General features: G+C 69.0%; 8 protein-coding genes and 2 pseudogenes. 5 read left to right on the top strand and 5 right to left on the bottom strand.

The genetic code is table 11. The annotated features are described in order from the left end of the window. Positions 1-28: 28 nt before the first annotated feature. A complete protein-coding gene (locus OG966_RS04550) occupies positions 29-439 on the bottom strand; it encodes a Fur family transcriptional regulator (protein ID WP_326648069.1) in 411 nt (136 codons plus the stop codon). A gap of 160 nt (positions 440-599) precedes the next feature. Here OG966_RS04550 and OG966_RS04545 point away from each other — a divergent pair. Together OG966_RS04545 and katG are read left to right on the top strand one after the other, a co-directional pair. Further along, a pseudogene (locus OG966_RS04545) lies at positions 600-1062 on the top strand (Fur family transcriptional regulator). Between the two features lie 33 nt (positions 1063-1095). After that, the gene (gene katG, locus OG966_RS04540; protein ID WP_326648068.1) at positions 1096-3327 is read left to right on the top strand and encodes a catalase/peroxidase HPI; all 2232 of its coding nucleotides are present in this window, start codon (positions 1096-1098) and stop codon (positions 3325-3327) included. A gap of 243 nt (positions 3328-3570) precedes the next feature. Here the strand turns inward: katG and OG966_RS04535 are convergent, their stop codons facing one another. Continuing rightward, complete coding sequence (locus OG966_RS04535; RefSeq protein WP_326648067.1) at positions 3571-3918, bottom strand: VOC family protein; 348 nt, start codon at positions 3916-3918, stop codon at positions 3571-3573. Positions 3919-4114: 196 nt separating this feature from the next. Here OG966_RS04535 and OG966_RS04530 point away from each other — a divergent pair, with 196 nt between their 5' ends. Then, positions 4115-6229 (top strand): SpoIIE family protein phosphatase, encoded by a 2115-nt coding sequence (locus OG966_RS04530; RefSeq protein WP_326648066.1) that lies wholly within the window; start codon positions 4115-4117, stop codon positions 6227-6229. Here OG966_RS04530 and OG966_RS04525 read toward each other — a convergent pair. From OG966_RS04525 to OG966_RS04515, 3 genes are all read right to left on the bottom strand, one after another. After that, positions 6204-6824 carry a TetR/AcrR family transcriptional regulator gene (locus tag OG966_RS04525; protein WP_326648065.1) on the bottom strand — a complete coding sequence of 207 codons (621 nt, stop codon included), beginning with the start codon at positions 6822-6824 and terminating at the stop codon, positions 6204-6206. The two genes, OG966_RS04530 and OG966_RS04525, sit on opposite strands and share 26 nt — an antisense overlap. A gap of 106 nt (positions 6825-6930) precedes the next feature. Then, on the bottom strand, positions 6931-8994 hold the full coding sequence (locus OG966_RS04520) for a galactose-binding domain-containing protein (protein ID WP_326655083.1): 2064 nt from the start codon (positions 8992-8994) through the stop codon (positions 6931-6933). Between the two features lie 439 nt (positions 8995-9433). After that, on the bottom strand, positions 9434-10165 hold the full coding sequence (locus tag OG966_RS04515) for a helix-turn-helix domain-containing protein (protein WP_326648064.1): 732 nt from the start codon (positions 10163-10165) through the stop codon (positions 9434-9436). Positions 10166-10556: 391 nt separating this feature from the next. Here OG966_RS04515 and OG966_RS04510 point away from each other — a divergent pair, with 391 nt between their 5' ends. Together OG966_RS04510 and OG966_RS04505 are read left to right on the top strand one after the other, a co-directional pair. After that, positions 10557-11432: a universal stress protein gene (locus OG966_RS04510; RefSeq protein ID WP_326648063.1), complete on the top strand. Its 876-nt coding sequence runs from the start codon at positions 10557-10559 to the stop codon at positions 11430-11432. Continuing rightward, positions 11389-11871 (top strand): annotated as a pseudogene (locus tag OG966_RS04505) (hydrolase); the annotation flags it as partial. The gene OG966_RS04510 and the pseudogene OG966_RS04505, both read left to right, overlap by 44 nt. Between the last annotated feature and the right edge of the window lie 4 nt (positions 11872-11875).

The raw sequence follows: 11875 nt of genomic DNA, 5'->3' as shown, positions 1-11875 counted from the left end.
TCGCGCATAACGCCTCGACCGGAGATCGTCAGGCGCAGGCGGGGCACAGCCCGCGGTAGGTGACCTCGACCTCGGACACCGTAAAGCCGAACCGTTCCACCGCCGGGAGGCCGGCCAGCGGATTGCCGGTCGGGTGGACGTCGCGGATGGTGCCGCAGTTGGAGCACACCAGGTGCTGGTGCGGATGGTGTGCGTTGGGGTCGTAGCGCTTGGCGCGGCCGTGGGTGGAGACCTCGATGACCTCACCGAGGGAGACCAGCTCGCCCAGGGTGTTGTAGACGGTCGCCCGGGAGATCTCAGGCAGCCGCTGTGCCGCGCGGGTGTGCACTTCGTCGGCCGTGAGGTGCACGTGGTCGCCGTCGAGGACCTCCGCAACGACACGCCGCTGGGAGGTCATCCGCCAGCCACGCCCTCGCAGTCGCTCCAGCAGGTCACTCATTTCGGTTCACCTATTCGGGTTCGGTGGGATATCCGGAGATTACCAGTGGATGTCCGGGTTCCTATTGAATATGAGTTTGGCGCGCTTCTTGACTTGGATTCTATCCATCATAGGATCGGTTCCGGTGATAGCCAATGGACAGGAAGACTCCAGATCCGGCATGAGACAGAGACGTGACGGGACCATCGCCGAGGGGTCGCACGGCGTCGGCCTGCGGGTGACGGCCGCCCGCCTCACGCTGCTCGAGACCGTCCGGGACGGTGACCACCTCGGCGTCGAGGCGATCGACTTCGGGCGGTGCGATCGCGTGGGCCGTATCGCCCCGAGCGATCGTCTGGGTCATCTCGCCCTTCAAGTCAACTGTCAGGCCCTCCGCGCCCTCACCGCGGCGGGTCTCGTTCCCCGCCTCGAACCGGCCGGCAGCCCTGCCCGGTTCGAGGGACGCGTCGGGGACAACCACCACCACGTCATGTGCCGGTCGTACGGTGTCGTCGCCGATGTCGGATGCGCGGTCGGCGGGGCCCCTGCCCGACCGCGTCCGACGACCACGGCTCTCGGTCGACGAGGCCGGAGTCATCTGCTGGGGCCTGTGCCCCGGCTGTTCCACCGCCCGCAGTTCCTGAGCACCGTGATCCGCCCACTCCGGAAGGATTCCAATGTCTGAGAACCATGATGCAATCGTCGTAGACGCGAAAACGGAGGGCGAAGGTGGTTGCCCGGTTGCGCACGGGCGAGCCCCGCACCCGACGCAGGGCGGCGGAAACCGCCAGTGGTGGCCGGAGCGGCTCAATCTGAAGATCCTCGCCAAGAACCCCGCCGTGGCCAACCCCCTCGGCGAGGAGTTCGACTACGCCGAGGCGTTCAAGACCCTCGACCTCCCGACCGTGAAGCAGGACATCGCGGAGGTGCTGACGACCTCGCAGGACTGGTGGCCCGCCGACTTCGGCCACTACGGCCCGTTCATGATCCGTATGGCGTGGCACAGTGCCGGCACCTACCGGATCAGCGACGGCCGCGGCGGTGCCGGGGCCGGCCAGCAGCGCTTCGCCCCCCTCAACAGCTGGCCGGACAACGGGAACCTCGACAAGGCCCGCCGCCTGCTGTGGCCGGTCAAGAAGAAGTACGGCCGGAACATCTCGTGGGCCGACCTCATGGTCCTCGCGGGCAACGTCGCCCTGGAGTCGATGGGCTTCGAGACCTTCGGCTTCGGCGGCGGTCGCGCGGACGTCTGGGAGCCCGACGAGGACGTCTACTGGGGCCCCGAGACCACCTGGCTGGACGATGAGCGGTACACCGGCGACCGCGAGCTGGAGAACCCCCTCGGCGCGGTCCAGATGGGCCTCATCTACGTCAACCCGGAGGGCCCGAACGGGAACCCGGACCCGCTCGCCGCGGCCCGCGACATCCGTGAGACGTTCCGCCGGATGGCGATGAACGACGAGGAGACGGTCGCCCTGATCGCGGGCGGTCACACCTTCGGCAAGACCCACGGTGCGGGCCCTGCGGACAGCGTGGGCGAAGACCCCGAGGCCGCCCCGATCGAGGCGCAGGGCCTCGGCTGGAAGAACACCTACGGCACCGGCAAGGGTGGCGACACGATCACCAGCGGTCTCGAGGGTATCTGGACGAACACCCCGATCACGTGGGACAACAGCTTCTTCGAGATCCTGTTCGGCTACGAGTGGGAGCAGTTCAAGAGCCCCGCCGGTGCGCACCAGTGGAGGCCGAAGGACGGCGCCGGGGCAAGCACCGTCCCCGACGCCCATGACGCGTCGAAGAGCCACGCCCCGACGATGCTGACGACCGACCTCTCGCTCCGGTTCGACCCGGCCTACGAGCAGATCTCGCGGCGCTTCCTCGAGAACCCCGACGCGTTCGCGGACGCCTTCGCCCGCGCGTGGTTCAAGCTGACCCACCGTGACATGGGCCCGATCGTGCGCTACCTCGGCCCGGAGGTGCCCACCGAGACGCTGCTGTGGCAGGACCCCCTCCCCGCCGTCACGCACGAGCTCATCGACGCCGAGGACATCGCCTCCCTCAAGGGCCAGATCCTCGGCCAGGGCCTCTCGGTGTCCCAACTCGTGTCCGCGGCGTGGGCGTCGGCCTCGTCCTTCCGTGGCAGCGACAAGCGCGGCGGCGCCAACGGCGCGCGCATCCGCCTCCAGCCGCAGAGCGGGTGGGAGGCCAACGACCCCGACCAGCTGGCGACGGTGCTGCGCACCCTGGAGGGGATCCAGCAGACCTTCAACGCCGCCCGGACGGGTGGCAAGCAGGTCTCGCTCGCCGACCTGATCGTGCTCGCCGGCGCTGCTGCCGTCGAACAGGCCGCCAAGGACGCCGGCTTCGACGTCCAGGTGCCCTTCACGCCGGGCCGCGCGGACGCTTCGCAGGAGCAGACCGACGTGGAGTCGTTCGCCGCGCTCGAGCCGACCGCCGACGGATTCCGCAACTACCTCGGGAAGGGCAACCGGCTGCCGGCCGAGTACCTGCTGCTCGACCGGGCGAACCTGCTGACCCTGAGCGCCCCCGAGATGACCGCCCTCGTCGGTGGCCTCCGCGTCCTGGGCGCGAACCACCAGCAGTCGTCGCTCGGCGTCCTCACCACGACCCCCGGGTCTCTGACCAACGACTTCTTCGTCAACCTGCTCGACCTGGGCACGACGTGGAAGGCGACGTCCGAGGACGCGAACACGTTCGAGGGCCGCGACGCCGCCACGGGCGAGGTCAAGTGGACCGGCACCCGCGCCGACCTCGTCTTCGGGTCGAACTCCGAGCTGCGCGCGCTCGCGGAGGTCTACGCGAGCGACGACGCGAAGGAGAAGTTCGTGAACGACTTCGTCGCCGCCTGGGACAAGGTGATGAACCTCGACCGGTTCGACGCCGTCTGATCATCACGTCCAGGCCGGCCCGCGCCGGCCGGCCTGGACGTCCTCAGTCCGAAGGACCTCGACGTCGTCCGCCTCCGGCACGACGTGGAGAGGGTCGCGGTCGGGCGGGGCGCGCGCCGGTGAGCGGTACCCGCTACCTGCCGCCCCTCACAGCCCGGACCGTACGCAGATGCCCGCGGGCTGTCTGCGGGCTCCCGGCGGGGCTTGTCGCGCCCGGGAAGCCGGATTCCGGGCACCCGCCCCTCAGCTGTGGCTGAGGACGTTCACCACAAGGCCGCTCGGGTCACGGACGAAGAAGCGGCGGACTCCCCACTCCTCGTCGGTGAGCGGGTGGACGATCTCCATACCGCGCGTCTGCATGATGGCGTAGGCCGCGTCCACGTCCTCGACCTCGATGCTCATGTCCGGCGCGACGGGGGCCGTCTTGTCGCTGGTCATCAGGCTCACCTGGACCGCTGGGTTGTCGGTGGAGGCAAGCGTCATGATCCACCCGTGGTTCATGACTTCCTCGAACCCCAGAAGGCTGTAGAACTCCGAGCTCTCCTCAAGAGCTTCCGACTGGACATTGGGAACGATCCGGCGAACGTACATCTCAAGACTCCGGTGAGTACGGGGAGAAATCCTGCGCATACCGCTGTGAGGTGTGGATGCCGATGGCCCGTGCAGCGTATCGAAACGGGCTCCGGCCGCACGGGGGACAGGAGCAGGTCTATCGGCTCACTGTCCGTGCCCTGCCGCGTGCGGAGGCTGATACTGGGAGGGTCCCCTGCTGGCGTGAGGTCCGGCGATGAGTGATGACATGCCGATCGAGGAGCTGACCGACTCCGCTGGTGCGGGCACAGGTGCCGGCGGGTGGCTGGGTGTGCTGCCGGTGGCGCTGGTGGCAACCGGAGCCGACGGCCGGATCGTGCGGTGGGATCCGGTGGCGCAGGAGCTGCTGGGTTACCGGGCGCCGGAGGTCGTTGGCCGGCATGTGGTGGAGCTGATGCATCCGGGCGCTGACCGGAGCCTTGGCCGGTCTCTGTGGGAGGCGGCTGCCGCGGGGCACGGTGTGATGGGTGTGGTCACGGCGTGGCACCGGGATGGGCACCCGCTGGAGCTGGAGATCTGGGCATGTCCGGTCCCGGGCGGTGATCGCAGCCCTGGGGTGCTGGTTTTCGCGGCCGACGCCGCCGGTGCCCGCCGGGTGCGCGGGGCGTCGGCGGTGTGGGACGGGTTGTTCGCCCGCTCTCCGGTAGGGATCGCGGTGTTCGACACGCAGCTTCGGTTCTTGCAGGTCAACCCGGCCTTGCAAGCGATGAACGGGGTCCGGGAGGCGGCTCATGTGGGCCGTCGTCTGGCGCAGGTGCTGCCGGAGGTGAATACCGGGGAGATGGAGGAGGTGATGCGCCGGGTCCTGGCGAGCGGGGAGGCAGTGCTGGACTTCCGCCGCATCGGACGGACACCGGCCGACCCGGACCGCGACCTGGTGTGGTCGTGCTCGTTCGTCCGTCTGGAGGATGCCCACGGCCGGCCGATCGGGGTCACCGCGTCGATCATCGACATCACTGCCCAGGAGCAGGCCCAGGCAGAGGCGGAAGCCGGCCGCCGCAGGCTCGCTCTGCTGAACGACGCCAGCGTCCGGATCGGGACGACACTGGAGCTGGAACGCACCGCGCAGGAGCTGGCCGAAGTGGCGGTGCCGGACCTGGCCGACGTGGTCATCGTCGATGTGCTCGAAACAGTCGCCGCCGGAGCCGCACCCGGCGTCGGGCTGGTCGGTGGCGCCACGCTGCGCCGCCTGGGCAAGGCACCTCTCAGCGGCTCGCCGGTCGCCGATGTGCTGGCTCCGCTGGGCCGGACTCTGTCATTCCCGGCTACCGCCCCCTACACCCAGGCCCTCGTCCAGCGACAGCCCTTTCTGATCGCCCATTTGGACAACAGGGCGGTAGCGGGTGCGGCCCGCCACACCGACAAGCCCGAACGGCTGCTGCAGATGGGCGTGCACTCGTTCATGATGGCGCCCATGCTCGCCCGTGGCGTGGTGCTGGGCGTGGCGTCCTTCTGCCGCGTCGGCACGGCCAGACCCTTCGATTCCGCCGATGTCGCGCTGGCCGGCGACCTGGCCGCCCGTGCGGCGGTGTGCGTCGACAACGCCCGCATGTACAGCCGGGAGCATGACACCGCCGTGATCCTGCAACGCAGCATGCTGCCGCAGCATGTGACGCCGCCGCCGGGGTTCGAGATCGCCCACCGTTACCTGCCGGCCAGTGACGTCAACGAGGTCGGCGGCGACTGGTACGACGTCATCGCGCTCCGTGACGGGAAGGCCGCGTTGCTGATCGGGGACGTGATGGGCCACGGCACCGCCGCTGCAGCCGCCATGGGGCGGTTGTCCAGCTCCGTGCGGGCGCTGGCCCGTCTCGACCTTCCCGCCGTCGAGCTCCTGCACCACATGGAGGCCGCCCTTGCCGACCTCTCCGACCCCCTGCTTGCCACCTTCCTCTACGCCGTCTGCGACCCGCGCACGGGCATCTGCCAGGTCACTCGCGCCGGTCACCCGCCGCCCGCCGTCGTCGCCCCCGACGGCACCGCGCACCTGCTGCGACTGCCTGCGGGAGTACCGCTGGGCGTCGGAGGCGTCGAGTTCACCACTACCGAGGTGGCCCTGGCCCCGGGCAGCCTTCTCGTCCTGTACACCGACGGCCTCATCGAAGCCCGAGGCCGCGACATCGACGAGCGTCTGACCGAACTCACCCAGCTGCTCAGCGGCACCACACCGCTGGCCGACCTGTGCGACACCCTGCTCAGCCATCTCGCCCCCGCCTCCGCCGACGACGACATCGCCCTGCTCATCGCACGCATCGGCACCCCCGACGCCCGGCAACACGGGAATGTCAGGGCGACGGGGGCGACGACCTGACGTCGTCGCGGACGAGGTTGACGACCTGGTCGGCGATCGTGTCGAGGATGTCCGCCGCCGCTGCGTCGTCGCCGAGAACGAGGAAGTTCAGGGTCAGTCCGTCGGTCATGACGGCCAGATAGCGGGCCAGCACGGGGACAGGTACGCGGAGTTCGAACTTCATGCTGCGACGAAGCTGTTCGATCAGTTCGGTGTAGGTGTCGGAGTAGAGCTCGTACTGCCGTCGTGCCAGATGGTCGAACCCCGGCTGGCGCAGGGCGTACTGCGTGAGTTCGTAAGTGAGCATGTGCTCCCCCGGGTTGGCGGACACATGGTCCCAGTAGGCCTGGAATCCCGCCCGGATGGTCTCCCGAAGGGTGGCCTTCGGCCGGATCGCTTCCTTCACCACCGTGACGTAGTGATCGGTGATCGCCGTGATGACGGATTCGAGCAGGGCCTGCTTGGAGTCGAAGCAGTAGTGGAAGACGCTCAGTGAGACGCCCGCTTCCGCGGCGATGGACCGGGTCGTCGTCCTGGAGACACCGTCGCGGGTCATCGCGCGGATGGCTGCCTCGATCAGCTGTCGGCGCCGCTCGGCCGACGGCATCCGTGCCATGTGGTTCCCTTCGTTCTTGTACCGCGCCGGGGCATGGGGCCGGGGCCGGCCGGATCAGGAGAGCTGATCCGGCCGGCCCCGGCCCCTGGGCGCTCCATCGGTGGCGTCAGCTGCTGTAGACGCCGACTTCGTGGAGGGAATAGCCCCATTTGGTGCCGCGCTCCAGCCCGTGGACGCGTACGTATCGGGCTGACGTGCCGGCGAACTGTGCCGTGTCCAGGCCGCCGTCACCGGCGGTCGTGGACCACACAGACTGCCAGTTCGTGCCGTCGGTGGAGACCTCGATGCGGTATGCCTTCCCGTAGGCGCGCTCCCAGTCGAGGGTGACGCGCTTGATCAGGTTCGGTGCCCCGAGGTCGATCCGGAGCCACTGGTCGTCACTCCAGTCGCTCGCCCAGCGGGTGCCCGCGTTGCCGTCCACGGCCCTGTCGGGTGCGTAACTCGTGAACAGGCTCCACTCCGACGAGCTGGCCGAGGCGGACGAGCCTGCGGCAAGGTTCACCCCGGCCTTGTGGTTCTCGGACGCCTTCCAGGTGTCGAGGTAGGACTCGGCGCCCCGGAAGAGGTCGTCCACAACACCCTTGCCGCCGACGATCCGTATGTCCTCCAGCCAGTCCGGGACCAGACCGTAGTGCGCGGCGCCGTCGGTGTTGATGTCCCAGGTGCGCTCGCCGGTGGTCTGTCTGTCGATGACGGCGCTGCCGTCGGCGCTGCGGAACGGGTACCGAACCGGGTTCGGGGTGTCCGCGCCGCGGGGGCCCGGCCAGCCGCCGACTCCGTTCATGTCAGTGCCGTAGCCATAGCCGACGTTGTACTTGTCGCGCAGCGCCTTCGTCCGATTCGCCTCCGCGCTGAACCCCTCGGCGCCGTGCATGTACTGGGCGACGAAGCCGCCGAGACGGTAGACCCGCTCGGTCCAGTTGAGGTCCATCCAGCTGTGCGAGGAGATCACACCGGGGTACGACTCGGACTCGAGGATGTCGAAGGCCTGACCCGCGGCCTTGACGCCCATGTGGTCGATCTCCAGCATCATCTTGCGTTTCATCATGCCGCGCACGGCGTATTCGCCGAGCTCGGTGAGGCCGCGGGTGTTGCACTGCGCGTCCGCGGCGTACGACGGGACCTGCACGCCCTGCGGGAGTTTCTTCTCCGCCTCGGGCGCCGGTGCGATGCCGATCGGGTTGTCGTGCTGCGGGCCTGCGCACTTCTCCGTCTTCCAGAAGGTACCGGTCGACAGGAACTGACCGACGTTGATCGCGGTGCCGAGGGTGCCTCCGTCGAAGCGGACCCCGCACAGGGCGTTGTCGAACTTGTGGCACAGGAACATGCTGCGTACGCCCAGCTTGTGCAGCTCGTCCAGACCGCGGTCGATGTCGTCCTTGCCGCACTGCGCGATGTCCAGGATCTGCTTGCAGCCGAACGGCTCGGAGGTCTCGACCCCCAGAACGACGGCCAGCTTGCCCTGCTGGATGACCTCGCGGGCCTGCGCGGAGTCGGTGACGATCCTGAACCAGCCCTTGCCGGGGCCGCCGTACATCTTGTCTATGAAGGCCTGCATGTCGTACGTCTTCTGTGCCTGCAGACGGATGGAGGTCATCTCGTCGCAGCTGCGGTCCTTGAAGAAGTAGACCGAGCAGATCACGCCGTTGGTGACGAGGTCGTTGACGAGCACCCGCTGGCCGCTGCGCCAGGTCCGTTCGACCCAGGCGTAGTAGTTCTGCTGGTGGGTCAGTGAGTCATGCGCCGGCCAGTCCTTGAACGTCGGCCATCCGTTGGGGTCGTGCTTGCCGTCCCCGCCCTTGGTGATGAAGTCGAAGATCGCGAGCGAGCCGTCGGGGTAGTGCTCGGGACAGTCCTTGAGCGCGTCGGCGACGCCCAGTTCGGAGAACGGCTTGCCGCAGATGAGCCGGCCGCCGAAGGCCTCGTTGGACATCAGGTGGTTGTGCGCGTCGACGAAGCCCCGTACCTGGCCCTGGGAGTCGGTCCCCTTGAAGGGCTCGCCCGTGACATTGATCTGGGAGTCGGGCGCGGGTCGTGCGGCCGGGGTCCACCAGCCGGACTCGGCCGATGAACTGGGCGCTGTGCCGAGGACCATGGCCACCACGGTGAGAAGCAACGACAGAACCGCGATGGGCCTTTGCCTTCGTCTGCGGTGCGGGTGTCGAGTCATGGTCATCACTCATGCCTTCGGTGAGCGGATGGTGCGGTCGAGGAGCCGACGCCGTCCGGGCCATGTCCGTCCCCGGGATGGATTGTCATGGCCGGTGCAAGCGGTGCGACGAGAATCGCGACTATCACACTCAGAGTCAATAGTCCGGGACGATCGACCTGATGGGCTCGAAGTATCCGCCGAACTTGCCGGGTGGGCAGGGGGGATGACGATCAGTCAGGTTCGGACCAACCGCGACCGCGGGCGACGGCCTCTTGTCCGCAACGCGTCTCAGGGGTAGCCGTCGCTGGCCGGTCCCGTGGCCCGATGAAGCCCGTGAAACCCTCTGGCTCGATCCGGCGCCGTGCGGCGGCGGGCATTCATGCCTTGCCGACGGCTCCAAAGGCGAGGTCCCGTGCCGGCGGACCGCTGGTCCCGCCGAGCACTGCCTCCAGCTGTGTCAGGACGCGGAAGCCTCCGGGTCTGCGTCCGAGGAAGGCGCATGGGTCTGCCTGACGTGGATCCGGCGGCCCGTGAGGCGGCTGGGCGTGATGGTCACCCACAGGTCGCGGTCACCTCCCGCCCATGGGGTGGTGTGTGCCTTTTCCTCCAGATGGCGCACGGCTTCGGGGTCGGTGACGACATGTGCGGGGCCGACCGCGAGAACGCTCCAGCCCTGACTCAGCGCATCGTCGATGTGGTCCACCTCGAACGCGACCTCGGTGTCCGCGGCGGCAGCGGGAACGGCATCGGGGGCCGTTCTGTACGCCACCATGTCGTCCATGACGAGGTAGTTGACCGGAATAATGGCGGGTCCGTCCGCGGTGGAGACAGCCACCCTGCCCACGCCATGCGTCGACAACTGTTCACGGCACTCTTCGACGGTCATTTCCACCAGCTCCGGGTGTTCCCCCGCCCGGCCGGCTCCCGGTGGCAGATCCGCGCCGCCCCCGGTCAGGTCGGCCACCGTGGTTTCGAGGGCGTTGGCCAGACGCAGCAGGAAGCCAATGCCGGGTGTGACGGCCCGTTCTTCGATGTACTGGAGGTATCCGGGTGCCGATCCTGCGCGCAGAGCGACGTCCTCACGGGTGAGTCCGATCTCCTCACGGCGCTGTGCCACCCGTCGGCCGATATCGCCCCCTGTCGGCCTGGACTGCGGGTTGGGCGAGTCCCCTGGCTCATTGTCCGGCATGCTCAGCACTTCCCTCGGTGATCCACGACCGGTGATCCACGACGCTCCGTCGGGCAGCGGCGGCGCTGCCCGACTCCAGCCTCCACCTGAAGCGGGCGCGTCGCACGGGCCGGCCGGCTCCCGAGCGGGTTCGTCGCCCCTGTCGGCGCAGTAGGGCACTGAGGCCCGGTTCCGGGGGAAGCCCGGCAGGTGCGCGGCACTCCGCCTGGATGTTGAGTGGACAGGGAGGCCCTGTGCCGTGGCCTGCCTTTCCAGGGGCATGCCCGCGGGACGGCGAGGCATGTGGGGCGAATGCCCCGTACGGGTGCCGAAGCGCCTCCTCGCCGCCCCGCGCAAGTGGGACTGACAACAGGAACGCCTCCAATCAGCCGGATGAAAGGTGGTGGGGACGATGGAGCTGCCCCTTGTCGTGGGCGTGGACGGATCGGAATCCAGCCTCGGGGCTGTGGACTGGGCGGTGGACGAGGCCGCACGCCATGGAACTCCCCTCCGGCTGGTGCACGCGTTCCTCTGGGAGCGTTACGAAGGTGAGACGCCTTCGTACAGCCTCGACCGCCCCTCCGAGCAGGTGCTCGCGGACAACATCGTCGATACCGCCGAGGAGCGCGTCCGTCGGCGCAACCCGGATGTGAAGGTGTCCACCGAGGTGCTGCCCGAGGAGGCGGTGACCGCACTGCTGCATGAGGGGTACAACGCCTTCGCGGTCGTCATCGGATCACGTGGCCGCGGGGACCTCGCGGGTCTGCTGCTCGGTTCGGTGAGTCTGGCGGTGGCGGCACGTGCCCACTGCCCGGTGATCGTCGTACGCGGGGACAAGGCTGCCCTGTCGGGTACCCACAAGCGGATCCTCCTGGGCGTCGGTGACCTCACGGCAGGCTCCAGCGCGGTGGGCTTCGCCTTCCGCGAGGCCGAGGCGCGCGGCTGCACCCTCGATGCCGTACACGCATGGCGCCGCCCCGCGCACGAGAGCGCCGAACAACGCCTGCGCGCCTCGGACGCGGCGAAGCTCCACGAGATGAGAGCCGCCACCTTGCTCGACGAGGCACTGGGCAGGGCTGCGGGCGACCACCCCGCCGTCCGGGTGAGCCGGGCCACCGTGGAGGGTCCGGCCCGCAAGGTGCTGCTCGAGCGTTCGGGCGACGCGGACCTTCTGATCGTGGGAGCCGAGCGCCGTCAGGGGCACTTCGGGCTCCAGCTGGGCCGACTGGCCCACACAGCGCTTCATCACGCCGCCTGCCCCGTTGCAGTCGTACCTCAGCGTGCGTGAGCCCGTGATTGCCGCATTGAGCGCCGTGGAAGCGGTGGTCTTCGACACCGACGGAGTGATCACCGACTCCGCGCGACCGCACGCCTCGGCCCGGAAGACCGCTTTCGACACCTGTCTGCGGGACCACCCGCCCTCCGACCCCGATCCGAGGCGCCCGTTCGACCCGCGCGAGGACTGTCCGCGGTATGTGGACGGCAGGCCCCGGATGGACGGCGCCGCCTCGTTTCTCGCCGCACGCGGGATGCGGCTCGGTACGCCCGCCTGCCGCACCGCGGTGGTCGAGGATGCACTCGCCGGGGTGAAGGCGGACCGACGCGGGGGTTTCGGCCCGGTGGCGGGTGTGGATCGCACCCCGGAGCCCGACAGCGGGGCAGCTCTGCTCCGGCACGGCGCGGACCTGGTCGTCCGGGACCTGGCCGACCTCCTCAGCGACGGCGCAGACG

The organism is Streptomyces sp. NBC_01750 (assembly GCF_035918095.1).
GTDB lineage: Bacteria > Actinomycetota > Actinomycetes > Streptomycetales > Streptomycetaceae > Streptomyces.
This window is presented reverse-complemented; position numbering and strand designations above follow the sequence as displayed.